This is a genomic window from Caloramator mitchellensis, assembly GCF_001440545.1.
GTDB lineage: Bacteria > Bacillota > Clostridia > Clostridiales > Caloramatoraceae > Caloramator > Caloramator mitchellensis.
The window spans coordinates 1-16,417 of the sequence record NZ_LKHP01000019.1 but is presented as its reverse complement, the minus strand read 5'-3'; the positions used below and the strand labels follow the sequence as shown (position 1 = coordinate 16,417).

The window sequence follows — 16,417 nt, the reverse complement described above, 5'->3', positions numbered from 1 at the left end:
CACCATTTTCGTTATTTATATAAAATATATTCTATAATTATTTCCCTTTTCCTGCTATTTCCCGGACTAAATCGTTTTACAATTGTTTTAATAAATCGTCATTTTATAGGCTTTTTCTCAATCTGTGATGGCTTTCTTGGATATTTCTTGTCAGTTTCCTTAATTTTTTCGACAATAATCAGCTTATGATTTACATCATACTCGGGAATTGTCGTTTCAATAATTGATTTTAGCTTTCCACCCAATGTCCCAATTGCATTTCTTGATTCATTTATCTCTTCATCAACAGTAGGACCTTTTAGTGCTATAAAATGACCGTTAACCTTTACAAATGGAATGCAGTATTCTGATAAAATACTCATGTGTGCCACTGCCCTTGCAGTTGATATATCAAATTTTTCTCTATATTTTTCGCTTTTTGCAGCGTCCTCTGCCCTTGAGTGAACAGCTTCGATTCCTTTAAGATTAAGTTCCTTAATTACCTCATTTAAAAAGTTTACTCTTTTTTGAAGGCTGTCTAACAGGACTACCTTAGTATTAGGCTTTATAATTTTTATTGGTATTCCAGGGAATCCAGCGCCAGTTCCAACATCGATTATTGAAGCATCGTCCTTTATCAAATTACTCTTAACAATTGAAATTGAATCTAAAAAATGTTTTTTAATTATTTCGATATCATCAGTTATTGCAGTTAAGTTTATCTTCTCATTCCAACTCTTTAAAAGCTCCATATATTTTAAAAATTTTTCTACCTTTTCTTCATCAAGCTCAATCCCATAATTTCTTGCACCAATTATTAAAATTTCCCTCATCATTTTTCACCTTTTCTTCTTATTTGTTCTAAATAAACAAGCAATACAGAAATATCAGCAGGAGATACCCCTGATATTCTTGAGGCCTGCCCAATGTTCTCAGGCCTTATCTTTGAAAGTTTTTGCTTTGCCTCAATTCTTAAACTTGGGACATCCTCATAGTTTATATATGGTGGAATTTTCTTTTGCTCGAGCTTTTTAAACTGCTCAACCTGCTCAATTTGTTTTTTGATATATCCTTCGTATTTAATTTCAATTTCAACCTCTTCGGTCACATCCTTTGAAAGATTTGGTCTTTCCTTATCTAAATCCTTTATATTTTCGTATGTCACTTCAGGTCTTTTTAATAATTCGTATAATGTAACTCCGCTTTTTATTTCAGAGCTTCCTATGTTTCTTAGCACTTCGTTGTTTTCATCAGAAGGAGATACTACATATTTTTTAAGCCTTTCAATTTCCTTCTCTATATTTTCTTTTCTATTTAGGTATTTCTGGTATCTTTCTTCAGTTACAAGTCCAACTTCATAACCTTTTTGAGTTAATCTTAAATCTGCATTATCCTGCCTTAAAAGTAATCTATATTCTGCTCTGCTTGTCATCATTCTATATGGTTCATTGGTCCCCTTTGTAACTAAATCATCTATCAATACTCCAATGTATGCATCTGACCTATCAAGTATCAGTGGCTCCCTTCCTTTTACCTTCTGTGCTGCGTTGATACCTGCTATTATTCCCTGTGCTGCTGCTTCTTCATACCCTGATGTTCCGTTTACCTGTCCTGCAAAGAATAAACCCTCAATATTTTTAAGCTCCAAGCTAAGTTTTAATTGTGTTGGGTCAATGCAGTCATATTCTATTGCGTAGGCAGTTCTTAAAACTTCGCAATTTTCAAGCCCAGGAATTGACCTGTATACTTGTATCTGAACATCCTCAGGCAACGAGCTTGACATTCCCTGAACATATAACTCGTCAGTGTCTTCTCCCTCAGGTTCAATAAAAATCTGATGTCTTTCCTTATCCGGAAATTTTGTAACCTTATCTTCAATTGAAGGGCAATATCTTGGTCCGACTCCCTCAATATCCCCTGTAAATAGTGGTGACCTGTGCATATTTTCTCTTATTATCTCATGCGTTTTTTCTGAAGTATATGTTAGATAACATGGAACTTGTTCCCTTGATATATCCCCCGACATAAATGAAAATGGAACAACATTTTCATCTCCAGGTTGTATTATCATCTTTGAAAAATCAACTGACCTTTTATGTATTCTTGCTGGAGTTCCTGTTTTGAACCTTCTTAAAGTTATACCTAAATCCAAAAGGCTCTGAGATAATTCATTTGCAGGGAAAAGCCCGTTTGGCCCGCCGCTGTAGTTCACTTCCCCTATGAATATTCTTCCCTTAAGATATGTTCCTGTAGTTACAACAATTGCACTGCATTCAAAAAACGCACCATTCTTAGTCTTAATACCTTTAACTTTTCCGTCTTCAACTTCTATTCCTATTACTTCATCCTGTTTTATATACAGATTTTCCTGCTCTTCTAGCGTTTTTTTCATTGTAAACTGGTATTTTTTCTTATCTGCCTGTGCCCTCAATGAGTGAACAGCTGGTCCCTTAGACGTATTTAGCATCCTCGATTGTATATATGTTCTGTCAATATTTATTCCCATCTGTCCACCAAGTGCGTCAACTTCCCTTACAAGATGTCCCTTTGCAGTTCCTCCAATTGCAGGGTTGCAGGGCATAAGTGCAATGCTGTCAAGGTTTAGTGTTACTATCAATGTTTTGCATCCAAGCCTTGCTGATGCAAGGGCAGCTTCGCAGCCTGCATGGCCTGCTCCTATAACTACTACATCATATTTTCCTGCATTATACATGCTACCCCTCCTATTTTCCTATGCAGAAATCACAGAATATCCTATCTATAATATCCTCAGCAACAGTATCCCCTGTTATTTCTCCAAGCTTTAAATATCCGTCCTTTAGCTCTATCGATGCTAAATCAAGTGGAAGTCCGCTGTTTAGTGTTTCTATACCCTTTTGTATTATTTCCTTTGCTTTTATAAGTGTGTCCTTGTGTCTTATGTTTGTAACCAAAACATCGTTCTTAGTAGTAACTTTTCCCTGATACACCAAATCGACTATCTTTTCTTTTATAGCATCTATTCCATGCTCTGCTTTAACTGAAGCTTTAACTATGATACTAAAGTTTTCCTTTAATAAATTAAAATCTATTTTTTGTGGCAAGTCAACTTTATTTGCAACAACGATTACATTTTTGTGTTTTATCAAATCAATTATTTCAAAATCTTCTCCCTCTAATGGCCGCGAAGCATCGACCATAAAAATAATAAGGTCGGCATTTTCAAGGTATTCCTTTGATTTTTCAACTCCTATTTTTTCAACTACATCAACTGTCTTTCTAATTCCTGCTGTATCAACAAGTATTATAGGTATTCCCTCTATGTTTATATATTCTTCAATTACATCCCTTGTTGTCCCAGGTATATCAGTAACTATTGCTCTTTTTTCCTGTAATAGTGCATTTAAAAGGGATGACTTTCCTACATTAGGCTTTCCTACAATTGTTGTTCTTAAGCCTTCTCTTAATATTTTTCCAGTTTCAGCGTTTTTAATAAGATAATCTATTTCTTCGACAAGGCTCTTTAGGTTGTTATTTAATTTGTTTATCACAAGCTCATCAACATCATCCTCTGGAAAATCAACTGTGGCTTCTATATGTGCAAGAGCTCCTAACAGTCTATCCATAAGGCTTTCTATTTTCTCCGAAAGTTTTCCCTTTAATTGATTTACTGCTATACTCATGCTGTCGTCTGTTTTGGCGCGAATTAAATCTATAACAGCCTCAGCCTGAGATAGGTCTATTCTTCCGTTTAAGAACGCTCTTTTAGTAAACTCACCAGGTTCAGCTAATCTTGCACCATTATTTAAAACAGTTGCGAGCACCCTTCTTACAGCAACTACTCCACCATGGCAGTTTATCTCAACTATATCTTCCCTTGTATATGTATTTGGCGCCTTCATATAGCTCACTATAACTTCATCTATTGTCTCATTTGTCTCAGGGTCGATTATAAAGCCATAGTGCATAGTATAACTTTTTATTTTTTTAATATCCTTATCCTTTGGGCTTTTGAATATTTTACTCAATATATTTAAACTATCATCACCTGACATTCTAACTATTCCAATTCCGCCTTCTCCAATTGCAGTAGAAATAGCAGCTATTGTATCGTTAAGCATATTTTCACCTTCTTCTAATGTTTCTATTTTTATTATTGCTAATATAGATAATATTAGTATAAATTTTGTCATAAAAAAAGAGGCAATTCGCCTCTTATTTTTTTAAGTCTATGACAACCTTCCTGTATGGTTCTTCGCCAATGCTATAGGTTGTAACTTCTGGATGATTTTGAAGTGCAGCGTGAATTATTCTTCTTTCATAAGGATTCATTGGCTCAAGTGTAATGCTTTTGTTGTATCTTTTTACCTTGTAGGCAAGCCTATTAGCAAGTCTTACAAGGGTATCTTCCCTTTTTTGTCTGTAGTTTTGAGTGTCCAATAAAACCTTTTTGAATTCATTTTCGCTGTTTTCTTTGTTTACAACAAGGCTAACAAGATATTGTAAAGAATCCAAAGTCTCTCCCCTATGACCTATAAGAGCTCCCATTCTTGGTCCTGCAAGATTAATCTTTAATACATCGTCCTCTTCTTTCATTTGGATTTCACACATAATTCCCATCTTGTCAAGGACTTCTCTTAAGAAGGTTTTAGCAATTGCTCCATAGTCCTTTTTAAGAGTAAGTTTAACCTTAGCTGGCTTTGCCCCTAATAGTCCAAATACTCCTTTGTTTCCACTTTCAACTATGTCTACAGTAACCTTGTCCCTTGTAACCCCTAATTCTCTAAGGCCATTTTCAATAGCATTTTCAACAGTCTTACCAGTTGCTTCTACCCATTTTCTCATAAATACACCACCCTACTGCTGTAGCTTAGCCTCTTCCTTATGCTTAATTCTATTTATTATGAAGTATTGCTGCAATATTTGTATAATATTGCTTATTATCCAGTAAAGAACAACCCCTGCCTGGAATTTAAAGAACATAACTACGAATAAAATTGACATATAAAGGTTCATTTTTCTTTGCTGTTGCGATGATGGGTCATTTCCCTTTGGAGCTATCATAACACCCATGAGATAACTTGTTAAACCTGAAATGACAGGAAGTATAAATGTCTTATCATAAGAACCTAGGCTCTGAATCCAAAGGAATCCAACATTCTTCATTCCTTCTAAATGTAAAATTACATAATACATAGCTATAATAATTGGCCATTGTATTAAAAGCGGAAGACATCCTGAAAGTGGATTTGCACCGCTCTCTTTATATAAAATCATTTGCTCCTGCTGTAATTTTTGTGGGTCGTTCTTATATTTTTCCTGTAATTCCTTTAATTTAGGTTGCAATTTTTGCATTGCAATGCTTGACTTTGTTTGAGCAATTGTTAATGGAAGTATTATAGTTTTGATTATAGCTGTAAATATAAAAATATCTAAAAAATAAGCAAGGCTCAAATTAGATACATAATTCGTAACAAAACTATGTATTCCATTAAAGAATACCGTTAGTGGCTGAACTAAAAAATTCAAATTTAACCCTCCTTTTTAATGTGTTAAGGAACAGGGTCGTATCCGCCTGGATGAAGTGGATGACACCTTAAAATCCTTTTTATAGATAAAACAGAGCCCTTTAAGGCGCCGTATTTTTCGATAGCTTCAATTGAATACTGGGAACATGTAGGATAAAACCTGCAACTTGGGGGCTTCATTGGAGAAATATATTTCCTATATATCCTAATTAAGAATATTAAGACTTTTTTCATTCATACACCTTCTTTTAATACTCCTGCTCGCTTCAATAGGTTAAATATCGATTTTTGGACATCTGAAAAACTACTATTTGCAGACTTTGCTCTTGCTACGAATATAATATCATGTCCAACTTTAAACTTTTGCCTATTGACTCTAAAGGCTTCTCTAATTAGCCTTTTTACTCTATTTCTAACCACGCTCTTTCCTATCTTCTTGCTTACAGATACTCCAACCCTATTTATATTTTTTTTATTCTTTGATACGTATGCTACTAATATCTCATCACTGAAGGATTTACCTCTGCTGTAAACAATCCTAAAATGTCTGTTCTTTCGTATTTTTTCTTCCTTTTTCATTGTTTTTCCCCATTTCAGCCTTAAATTGCACAAAAAGGCCACATATTGCGGCCTTATGCAGTCAATCTCTTTCTTCCCTTTAATCTTCTTGCTCTAAGAACTTTTCTACCATTTCTTGTCTTCATTCTCTTTCTGAATCCATGTTCCTTCTTTCTTTGTCTTTTCTTTGGTTGGTATGTTCTTAACATCACTTGCACCCCCTTTTATTAGTATCTATTGTTAATGGGCATATTACTTCATTATATGATTACTATAAAGATTATATATGTATACATTAAAACTGTCAAGAAAATTACATTTTTTATGTTGTGAATATTTTTTGAAATTGGACTGTGTTTTTTGTGGATAACTATTGTAATGACACTTATTATTTGATAAGATAATAATGCATATCCACAAAAATTGTTAATAACTTTTTTATTGATATAAATCAAAAACTAGTCCACAATCTGTGGATAAAATTGTGTATAAGTTGACTTTATTTTTTTGTATTTATATATTTTTGCCTTATTTTTATCGTTGTTGATACTGTTAGTTATATTTTGTGGATAAAGTTAATAAATATTCAATTCAAATTTTATATCAACAAATCAACAATCTTGTGAATAATTTTTAATAAACTTGTCAACATTCTATGATGGACTGCTTTGTTTGTGGATAATTATGTTAATATACATTGGGGAGGAAAATTTATGAACAATCTTCTTGAAATTTGGGAGAAGACTCAAGAAATTGTTAAGGCAGAGCTTACAGAACTTGCTTTTAATACTTGGATTAAGTGCCTTGAACCACTAAAAATTACAAATGACACTATATTCTTTCTTGCACCAAATGAATTCACAAAGGGTGTCTTGGAGCAAAGGCACAAGGAGCTTATTTCTAATGCAATTAAACTTGTAACTTCCAAAAAATATGAGCTTAAATTCGTTCTAAATACTGATGATATAAATGAAAACAATTCACCTGCTCCTAAAAAGGAAAAGCAAGAAGAGTTTTCAAATTCAATGCTAAATCCAAAGTATACATTTGAAACATTTGTCATCGGTAACAGCAATAGATTTGCACATGCAGCATCATTAGCAGTTGCAGAGGCTCCAGCAAAGGCATATAATCCTTTGTTCATATACGGAGGCGTTGGACTTGGAAAAACACACCTTATGCATGCCATTGGACATTATATTTTAGGAAACAATCCATCAGCGAAGGTTGTTTATGTTTCCTCTGAAAAATTTACCAATGAGCTTATTAATGCCATTAAGGACGATAAAAACGAAGATTTTAGAAATAAATATAGAAATGTAGATGTTCTACTTATTGACGATATTCAATTCATTGCCGGAAAAGAAAGAACACAAGAAGAATTTTTCCATACTTTTAATTCTCTGCACGAGGCCAACAAGCAGATTATTATATCAAGCGATAGACCTCCAAAGGAAATTCCTACATTAGAAGATAGATTGAGGTCAAGATTCGAATGGGGACTTATTGCTGATATTCAACCGCCTGATTTTGAAACTAGAATTGCAATATTAAAGAAAAAGGCGGATGTAGAAAATTTGAGTATTCCAAACGAAGTTATGGTTTATATCGCAAATAAAATTCAGTCGAATATAAGAGAGCTTGAAGGTGCATTAATTAGAATTGTGGCCTATTCTTCGCTTACTAATAAAGAAGTTAGTGTTGATTTAGCATCCGAAGCATTAAGGGATTTTATATCAAATAGAAATGCAAGGCAGATTACAACTGAACTAATCATTGATGTTGTATCAAGCTACTATAATTTAAGGCCGGAGGATTTTAAATCCCAAAAGAGGACAAAGAGCGTAGCTTTCCCAAGACAGATTGCTATGTATCTTGCAAGAAAATTGACCGACCTTTCTTTGCCTAAGATTGGTGAAGAATTTGGAGGAAGAGACCATACAACTGTAATTCATGCCTTTGAAAAAATAAACGAGAGCTATGAAAAGGACCAAAACCTTAAGGAAACTATAGATGAACTCATTAGAAAAATAAATCAAAAATAATCAACAAACTGTTTATTCTATCTATTAACAAAATGTTGATAACTTTTTTAAAAAAATTTCAGTCTAATTCTGTGGATAATTAAAGCAAAGTTGTTTTGTGTTATCCACAATTTTTTATTAATTAAATACTTTGATTTTGTTGGTCTAAACTTACTTATCAACAAATTCACAGCCCCTACTACTATTACTACTATTTTTTTGTTATATTTCTCTAATAAAATATAGAAAAAATAAATTTATCCACTGTGGATAAAGGGAGGGTTAATAAATGTTTTTCACATGTGAAAAGAGCATTTTGCAAGAAGCTATTAATGTTGTTCAAAAAGCATCCTCTTCTAAGACAACATATCCTATACTTGAAGGTATCTTAATAAATGTTAAAGAAGATAAAGTTTATTTTACTGCAACTGATTTAGATATTGGAATTGAAACATATATAAATGCTAATGTTATAAAAAAGGGATCTATAGTTCTTAATTCAAAATTGTTTGGAGAATTTATAAGAATGCTTCCAAACGATGTTGTATCGATTGAGCTTGTGGATAACAATTACGTTAAAATTACCTGCCAGAAATCTGAATTCACGCTAATTGGAAACAATCCTGATGAGTTTCCAAAGCTTCCAACGATAAATGAAAATTCGTTGTATGAAATTTCTCAGGACTTATTAAGAACCATGATAAAGCAGACTATATTTGCAATTGCAACAGACGAGACAAGACCGATTTTAACAGGAGTATTATTTGAAGTTAAGGAAAATAATCTTAGCTTTGTTGCGCTTGATGGTTATAGATTATCTCTTAAAAAGGTTGAACTTGAAGATGCAGGAAATATAAGCGCTGTAATTCCTGGAAAAACTTTAAATGAAATATCAAAGATTATAGAACCATCTGAAGAAAAGGTAAAAATAACTTTCACTCCAAATCATATTTTGTTCAACCTTGGAAATACAAAAGTTATTTCAAGGCTGTTAGATGGTGAATTTGTAAACTATAGACAAATTATACCGCAGGAATATAAGACAAAGCTAAAGGCTAAAAAATCAGAACTTCTTGACAGCATTGAAAGAGCTTCGCTTCTTGCAAGGGAAGGAAAGACAAATCTATTAAAATTTAATATAGAAGATGAAAAACTTATCGTTACTTCAGATTCTCAATTTGGAAAGGTTCATGAGGAAGTTTCTGTTGAAGTTGAGGGTAATGGATTAAAAATTGCTTTCAATGCTAAATATTTCCTTGAAGTATTGAGAATAATAGATAGTGAAGATATATATCTTGAATTCACAACCAATGTTAGTCCTTGTGTTGTAAAGAAGGCTGATGGTGATGATTATATATATTTAGTTCTTCCAGTAAGATTAATTGAAAGCTAAAGCCACCTTTTAAGGTGGTTTTTAATTGAATAGGGAGGATAATTATGGAAAGAGTAGAAATTAATACGGAGTTTATTAAATTAGACCAGCTTCTTAAGTGGATGGGAGTTGCAGACACTGGGGCATTTGCTAAGATTATAATTAAAAATGGTGACGTTTATGTAAATGGTGTTCAAACTGTTGAGAGGGGCAAAAAAATTAAAAAGGGCGATATTGTTGAAGTTGTAGGTGTTGGAAAATTTGAAATAGTTTAGGTGAATAAAATGTATGTTAAGGAATTAGAGGTTATAAACTTTAGAAATTATTCAAATTTAAAGATAGAGTTTGCCAAGGGACTGAATATTCTCGTTGGGGAAAACGCACAGGGAAAGACAAATGTATTAGAGGCTCTTAATTATCTTGGTGCACTAAAATCCCACAGGGGTAATAAGGATAAAGAAATAATCAAATGGGGCAAGAATAAAGCGTATATTAGGGCAAATGGAAGCAGGAATATTGGTGATTTCACTTTAGAATTTTTGCTTTCGCTTGAGTCTAAAAAAGAGATTAAGTTAAATGGTATAAAAATAAATAAAACATCTGAAGTTTTTGGGACTGTTAATAGCGTTATTTTTTCTCCTGAGGATTTAAGGCTTTTAAAGGATGGGCCGGATGTTAGAAGAAGATTTATAGATAACGAATTAAATCAACTAAAGCCCAAATATCATCATTATTTGAATCAATACAACAAGGTAATTCAAGAGAGAAATAACCTTTTAAAACAGAGGGTTAATAATACATTGATAGATATATACGATGAGCAGTTATCTGAATTTGGAAGTTTTATTATTCTAAACAGAATAGAGTTTATAAAGAAATTATCGATTATATCAAAGCTTCTTCATAGAAAAATTACAAATGGAAAAGAAGAGATAAGTATTCAATATAAAACAGATGTAAAAGATGTGAGTTTAAAGGATATAAAAGAAAAGCTCTATAGGCTATATAAAGAAAATATTGCCGAAGATATAAAAAAGGGTTATACTTCAAAGGGACCCCATAGGGATGATTTAATTATTTTTATAAATGGTGTTGATGCAAAATCTTATGCATCACAGGGGCAGCAAAGAACTGCTGCTCTGTCATTAAAATTGTCTGAAATAGAAATAATAAAGGGAGAGACAGGGGAATACCCTATCCTTTTACTCGACGATGTTATGTCGGAGCTAGATTTGATAAGACAAAAATATCTTTTGGATTCTCTTAAGGATATCCAGACATTTTTGACGATTACCAGTTTAAATGATATAGAAAAGTTTAATTTTGACAAGAAAAGAGTTTTTGAAGTTTATAATGGAACCATTAATGTAAAAGAAATTTGAGGAGGAATTTTTATGTTTCTTCATCTTGGAGAAAATGTTGTAATTCCGTTAAAGGAAGTTATAGCTATTTTTGACATAACATCAACGTCTTCAATAGATACTAAAAGTTTTTTAAAGATTGCAGAGGAAGAAGGTTTTGTAAAGAGGATTACAAATGATGAACCTAAGTCATTTGTTTTAACTGAGAGGGATAAAAAGAGCATTATTTATTTATCTCCTATTTCTTCTCTTACTCTTGCAAAGAGAAGCTGCTTTATAGACGAATGTTCAAAGGGGGATTAATATGAGTAAGAAATATAGCGCAAGTGAGATTCAGGTCCTTGAAGGATTGGAGGCCGTTAGAAAAAGGCCAGGGATGTATATAGGTAGCACAGGGCCAAGAGGGCTTCATCATCTTGTCTATGAAATAGTAGACAACTCAATAGATGAGGCTTTAGCTGGATTTTGTAAGAACATAGATGTTTTTATTCATCAGGATAATTCTATAACTGTAATTGACGATGGTAGAGGTATTCCGGTTGATATACATCCAAAGCTTGGAAAGAGCGCTGTTGAGGTTGTTTATACTGTTCTCCATGCCGGCGGAAAATTTGGAGGTGGAGGATACAAGGTATCAGGTGGGCTTCATGGAGTTGGAGCTTCAGTTGTTAATGCGCTCTCAAGATGGTTAGTTGTTGAGGTTAAAAGGGACGGAAAGGTTTATAGACAAAGATATGAAAGAGGAAAGCCTGTTACTGAACTTGAAATTGTAGGTGAAGCAGAAAACACTGGAACAAAGGTTACTTTCCTTGCTGATGATGAAATATTTGAAACCCTTGAGTATGAGTTTGATATACTTTCACAGAGATTAAGGGAACTTGCTTTTTTGAATAAGGGAATTAGGATTAAATTGATTGACGAAAGACAGGACAAGAAGGAAAAGTATCATTATGAAGGCGGAATAAGAGAGTTTGTTAAGTATTTGAATAGAAATAAAGAGGTTTTACATGATGAACCTGTTTATTTTGAAGCTAATAAGGATGATACAATAGTTGAAATTGCATTCCAGTATAACGATGGTTATGCTGAAAATATTTTTTCATTTGCAAATAATATTTCAACTACAGAAGGTGGAACTCATGTAAGCGGTTTTAAAACTGCGCTTACTAAGGTTATAAATGACTATGCAAGAAAATACGGATTTTTGAAGGAAAATGAAAAGAATCTTCAAGGTGAAGATACAAGAGAAGGAATTACTGCAGTTGTATCAGTAAAGATAACTAATCCTGAGTTTGAAGGACAGACTAAGACTAAGCTTGGAAATACTGAGGTTAGAAGTATAGTTGATAATATAGTTAGCGATAGATTTGCATCATTTTTAGAGGAAAACCCAAATGTTTCAAAGGTTATAGTTGAAAAGTGTCTCCTTGCATCAAGGGCAAGGGAGGCAGCAAGAAAGGCAAGGGAATTAACAAGAAGAAAGAATGTTTTGGAAAATACTTCTCTTCCTGGAAAGCTTGCCGATTGTTCTGAAAAGGACCCAAAGCTTTGCGAAATATTCCTTGTTGAGGGGGATTCAGCGGGAGGTTCTGCAAAGGGTGGACGTGATAGAAGATTCCAGGCTATTCTGCCTCTTAGAGGAAAGATTATGAATGTTGAAAAGCAAAGGCTTGATAAGATACTTGCTTATCAGGAAATAAGAAATATGATTACTGCATTTGGTGCGGGAATTGGCGATGATTTTGATATTGAAAAGATTAGATACGACAAGATAATAATAATGACCGACGCCGATGTTGACGGTGCACATATTAGAACATTGCTTTTAACATTCTTCTATAGATACATGAGACCTTTAATAGAAGAGGGGCATGTTTATATTGCTCAGCCTCCTCTTTATAAGATTTCAAAGGGTAAGAATATGGCTTATGCTTACAGTGATAGGGAGCTTGAGGCAAAATTAAACCAAATGGGAAGAGATAACGTAGAAATACAAAGATATAAGGGTCTTGGAGAAATGAACGCAGAACAGCTCTGGGAAACTACTATGAATCCTAATTCGAGAACTCTTTTAAAGGTTACTGTCGAAGATGCAGTTGAGGCTGATGAAGTATTTACTATTCTTATGGGGGATAAAGTTGAACCAAGACGTGAGTTTATTCAGCAAAACGCGAAAAAGGTTCAAAATCTTGATATCTAAAAGGAGTTGAACTTATGGAAGAGATGAGAGATGATATACAGCTCGTCGATATAAGCGATGAGATGAAAAAATGTTATATAGATTATGCAATGAGCGTTATAGTAGGGCGTGCACTTCCAGATGTAAGGGATGGGTTAAAGCCTGTTCACAGAAGAATTCTTTATTCTATGCATGAACTTGGAATTTTCCCCGATAAGCAATATAGAAAGTGTGCAAGAATAGTCGGGGATGTTCTGGGTAAATACCATCCACACGGTGATAGTGCTGTTTATGATGCTATGGTTAGACTTGCACAGGATTTTTCTACAAGGTATCTATTAGTTGATGGACATGGAAACTTTGGTTCTGTTGACGGCGATGGAGCTGCAGCTATGCGTTACACAGAAGCAAGATTATCAAAAATTTCCATGGAAATGTTGAGGGATATAAATAAAAACACTATAGATTTTGTAGACAACTTTGATGGAACTGAAAAGGAACCGACTGTTCTTCCTTCAAGGTTCCCAAATCTATTAGTAAATGGTTCATCAGGTATTGCTGTAGGTATGGCGACCAACATACCACCTCATAATCTTGGAGAGGTTATTGATGGTGTTATAATGCTAATAGACAACCCTGAAGTAACCATTAAGGATTTGATGACAAAGGTAAAAGGGCCAGATTTTCCAACTGCGGGTATAATCGTTGGAAAGGATGGAATAAAAGATGCCTATGAAAAGGGAAGAGGAAAGATAGTAGTTAGGGCAAAGGCTACTATCGAAGAAGAAAAAGGTAAATCAAAGATTATAGTTACTGAACTGCCATATCAGGTTAATAAGGCAAAGCTTATTGAGGATATTGCAGAACTTGTTAAGGATAAGAAAATTGAAGGTATTTCTGATTTAAGAGATGAATCAGACAGACAGGGAATGAGAATTGTTATTGAACTTAAAAAGGATGCAAATCCTAATATAGTTTTAAATTTATTATATAAGCATACAAAATTACAGGACTCATTCAGCGTTATAATGCTTGCTCTAGTTCATGGAGAGCCAAAGGTTTTAAATTTAAGGGATGTTTTGGTTCATTACCTTGATTTCCAAAAGGAAGTTATAAGAAGAAGAACTAAGTTTGAACTTGATAAGGCTGAAGCAAGGGCTCATATTTTAGAAGGATTAAGAATTGCCCTTGATCATATAGATGAGGTTATAAATTTAATAAGAAGTTCAAAGACGGTTGATGATGCAAGAAACGGTCTTATGACAAAGTTTGGACTTTCAGAAAAACAGGCGCAGGCAATACTTGATATGAGATTGCAAAGGCTTACAGGACTTGAAAGAGAAAAGATTGAAGCAGAATACGCAGAACTTATAAAAACTATTAATTATTTAAGAGAAGTCCTTGAAAATGAAAGGCTGGTTCTAAAGATTATTAAGGATGAGCTTCTTGAAATAAAACAAAAGTTTGCAGATGAGAGAAGAACTAAGATAACTGCAAAGCCTGATGAGATTAATATAGAGGATTTAATCGAAGAGGAAGAAGTTGCAATAACAATAACTCACGCAGGATATGTAAAGAGAATTCCAATTGACACATATAGAAGTCAAAAGAGAGGCGGTAAGGGTGTTCAGGGAATGTCTACAAGGGAAGATGATTTTGTTGAACATATATTCATAACATCATCCCACAACTATATAATGTTCTTTACTAATCTTGGCAGAGCTTATATGCTCAAGGCATATGAAATCCCTGAAGCCTCAAGAACTGCAAGGGGTATGAATATAGTAAACATACTACCTATGGGACAAAGGGAAAAGATACAGGCAGTTCTTGCTATTAAGGAGTTTGAGGATGATAAGTTCTTATTGTTTGCAACAAAGCTTGGCATAGTTAAAAAGACTTCTCTGAATGAGTTCGCAAATATTAGAAAAAGTGGACTGATTGCAATAAACCTAAAGGTTGGAGATGAACTTATAGGGGTTAAACTAACAGATGGAAACCAAAAGATGATGATAGTTACCCAAAACGGCTACTGCATAACATTTGAAGAAAATGATGTAAGAGCGATGGGAAGAACTGCAGCAGGGGTTAAGGGTATCACATTAAGAGAAGGCGATATCGCTGTTGGAATGGAAATATATGATGAAACATCCGACCTTTTAGTTGTAAGCGAAAATGGATTTGGGAAGAGAACTTCATGCTCTGAATATACCGTTCACTCAAGAGGCGGAAAGGGTATGAAGACATATAAAGTTACACAAAAAACCGGTAAAATTGTCGGCGTTAAAACTGTAAAAGGTAACGATGAAATTATGCTAATAAACAACAACGGAATAATTATCCGCCTTGAAGTTGCTACAATTAAGCAAACCGGCCGTGACGCTATGGGGGTTACTCTTATGAGAACTCAAGAGGAAGAAAGAATAGTCTCCATAGGCAAAATCAACAGCAACGACATTGATGAGTGACATTCACTTGATTTCTTGAGTTCTTGAATTGTTTGTCAATTTGGACAAGAATAGAGTGACTGTAGCAATCAAAATTATATTAGATAGCTTTTGAATCAAATACCGCTAATAATTGAACTAACAAGAATCTTTAATAAAATAATATAGAATAGCAAAAAAATCCATGTGAACGGCTTCACATGGATTTTTTGTATGTATAATGAAAGTGTATGACATACAAAATGGAATTTTAAATATCACATTGTATCTGCAGTAAAATATTGAAGATAAATAATATATGGAAAAATATATGAAGATATAGGGAAGATATTAAGAGAACTATGCAAATATTAGGCGGTAGAAATAATAGAAGCAGATGAATGTAAGGATCATACCCTTAAGTTTGTAAATAACCATCAAAATTAAGCGTGTCACAGTTTATGAGATATTTGAAAGGAAAAAGTTTATTGATGATATTTGATAGACAGGTTGTTGATATTAATAAACATAAGGATATTTTGCAATTTTGAAAGACGCTAAGAAATATGATAATATAAGACAAATTCAAAGCAAATGAATACAGTAGTGGCCTAAGATGAACTTCTACAGTTGAATTAAAATATAATAAAATTGGAAAAATTTTAGGTATTGATTTTTCATTAAAAAAATATTAGAATAAAAAAGTTCGCTGATGAACAAAATATATTATGAAATGCTGTTGACAAGATGAAAAAAAGCTGATAATATATTAAAGTGTCGACCGGGAAAAAAAGTGGTTGACAAATGTAGAAGGACATGATAATATATAATATGTCATTTGACCTTTGAAAACTGAACAGTGGAAAAGCGACCAAGTTACTTTTAAGTAACAGCCAGATAATAAAGAGTATGGATTTAAACATAAGAGTTTGATCCTGGCTCAGGACGAACGCTGGCGGCGTGCCTAACACATGCAAGTCGAGCGGAGATATCAAGGAGCAATCTGAGGTA

At 33.5% G+C, this 16,417-nt stretch carries 15 protein-coding genes, 1 rRNA gene and 1 pseudogene; 9 read left to right on the top strand and 8 right to left on the bottom strand.

What is annotated here, in order from left to right; genetic code table 11:
- Positions 1-98: 98 nt before the first annotated feature.
- The 8 genes from rsmG to rpmH form a co-directional block, all read right to left on the bottom strand.
- Entirely contained in the window at positions 99-815 is a 717-nt protein-coding gene (rsmG, locus tag ABG79_RS11090; protein WP_057979535.1) for a 16S rRNA (guanine(527)-N(7))-methyltransferase RsmG, read from the bottom strand.
- Positions 812-2,692: a tRNA uridine-5-carboxymethylaminomethyl(34) synthesis enzyme MnmG gene (gene mnmG / locus ABG79_RS11085; RefSeq protein WP_057979534.1), complete on the bottom strand. Its 1,881-nt coding sequence runs from the start codon at positions 2,690-2,692 to the stop codon at positions 812-814. Before mnmG ends, rsmG begins: the two co-directional genes overlap by 4 nt.
- 10 nt (positions 2,693-2,702) lie before the next feature.
- Positions 2,703-4,079 carry a tRNA uridine-5-carboxymethylaminomethyl(34) synthesis GTPase MnmE gene (gene mnmE, locus ABG79_RS11080; RefSeq protein ID WP_057979558.1) on the bottom strand — a complete coding sequence of 459 codons (1,377 nt, stop codon included), beginning with the start codon at positions 4,077-4,079 and terminating at the stop codon, positions 2,703-2,705.
- A 94-nt stretch (positions 4,080-4,173) separates the two neighbouring features.
- A complete protein-coding gene (gene jag / locus ABG79_RS11075) occupies positions 4,174-4,803 on the bottom strand; it encodes an RNA-binding cell elongation regulator Jag/EloR (RefSeq protein WP_057979533.1) in 630 nt (209 codons plus the stop codon).
- A 12-nt stretch (positions 4,804-4,815) separates the two neighbouring features.
- The gene (yidC, locus tag ABG79_RS11070; protein ID WP_057979532.1) at positions 4,816-5,487 is read right to left on the bottom strand and encodes a membrane protein insertase YidC; all 672 of its coding nucleotides are present in this window, start codon (positions 5,485-5,487) and stop codon (positions 4,816-4,818) included.
- A 23-nt stretch (positions 5,488-5,510) separates the two neighbouring features.
- Positions 5,511-5,720 (bottom strand): membrane protein insertion efficiency factor YidD, encoded by a 210-nt coding sequence (yidD, locus tag ABG79_RS11065; RefSeq protein ID WP_057979531.1) that lies wholly within the window; start codon positions 5,718-5,720, stop codon positions 5,511-5,513.
- On the bottom strand, positions 5,721-6,065 hold the full coding sequence (rnpA, locus tag ABG79_RS11060; protein WP_057979530.1) for a ribonuclease P protein component: 345 nt from the start codon (positions 6,063-6,065) through the stop codon (positions 5,721-5,723).
- 53 nt (positions 6,066-6,118) lie between these two features.
- A complete protein-coding gene (gene rpmH, locus ABG79_RS11055) occupies positions 6,119-6,253 on the bottom strand; it encodes a 50S ribosomal protein L34 (protein ID WP_057979529.1) in 135 nt (44 codons plus the stop codon).
- A gap of 504 nt (positions 6,254-6,757) precedes the next feature.
- Between rpmH and dnaA the strand changes: the two genes are divergently transcribed.
- The 9 genes and pseudogenes from dnaA to ABG79_RS12630 form a co-directional block, all read left to right on the top strand.
- A complete protein-coding gene (gene dnaA, locus ABG79_RS11050) occupies positions 6,758-8,089 on the top strand; it encodes a chromosomal replication initiator protein DnaA (RefSeq protein ID WP_057979528.1) in 1,332 nt (443 codons plus the stop codon).
- A 268-nt stretch (positions 8,090-8,357) separates the two neighbouring features.
- Positions 8,358-9,461, top strand: coding sequence for a DNA polymerase III subunit beta (gene dnaN, locus ABG79_RS11045; protein WP_057979527.1), 1,104 nt, complete (start codon positions 8,358-8,360; stop codon positions 9,459-9,461).
- A gap of 44 nt (positions 9,462-9,505) precedes the next feature.
- Entirely contained in the window at positions 9,506-9,715 is a 210-nt protein-coding gene (locus tag ABG79_RS11040; RefSeq protein ID WP_057979526.1) for an RNA-binding S4 domain-containing protein, read from the top strand.
- A 9-nt stretch (positions 9,716-9,724) separates the two neighbouring features.
- Entirely contained in the window at positions 9,725-10,822 is a 1,098-nt protein-coding gene (gene recF / locus ABG79_RS11035) for a DNA replication/repair protein RecF (RefSeq protein WP_057979525.1), read from the top strand.
- A gap of 12 nt (positions 10,823-10,834) precedes the next feature.
- Positions 10,835-11,104, top strand: coding sequence for an extracellular matrix regulator RemB (remB, locus tag ABG79_RS12435; RefSeq protein WP_057979524.1), 270 nt, complete (start codon positions 10,835-10,837; stop codon positions 11,102-11,104).
- 1 nt (position 11,105) lies between these two features.
- The gene (gyrB, locus tag ABG79_RS11025) at positions 11,106-13,001 is read left to right on the top strand and encodes a DNA topoisomerase (ATP-hydrolyzing) subunit B (RefSeq protein ID WP_057979523.1); all 1,896 of its coding nucleotides are present in this window, start codon (positions 11,106-11,108) and stop codon (positions 12,999-13,001) included.
- A gap of 14 nt (positions 13,002-13,015) precedes the next feature.
- Entirely contained in the window at positions 13,016-15,448 is a 2,433-nt protein-coding gene (gyrA, locus tag ABG79_RS11020; protein ID WP_200956819.1) for a DNA gyrase subunit A, read from the top strand.
- 240 nt (positions 15,449-15,688) lie between these two features.
- Positions 15,689-15,912: pseudogene (locus ABG79_RS12715) on the top strand (transposase); the annotation flags it as partial.
- A 411-nt stretch (positions 15,913-16,323) separates the two neighbouring features.
- A 16S ribosomal RNA gene (locus ABG79_RS12630) occupies positions 16,324-16,417 on the top strand; the annotation flags it as partial.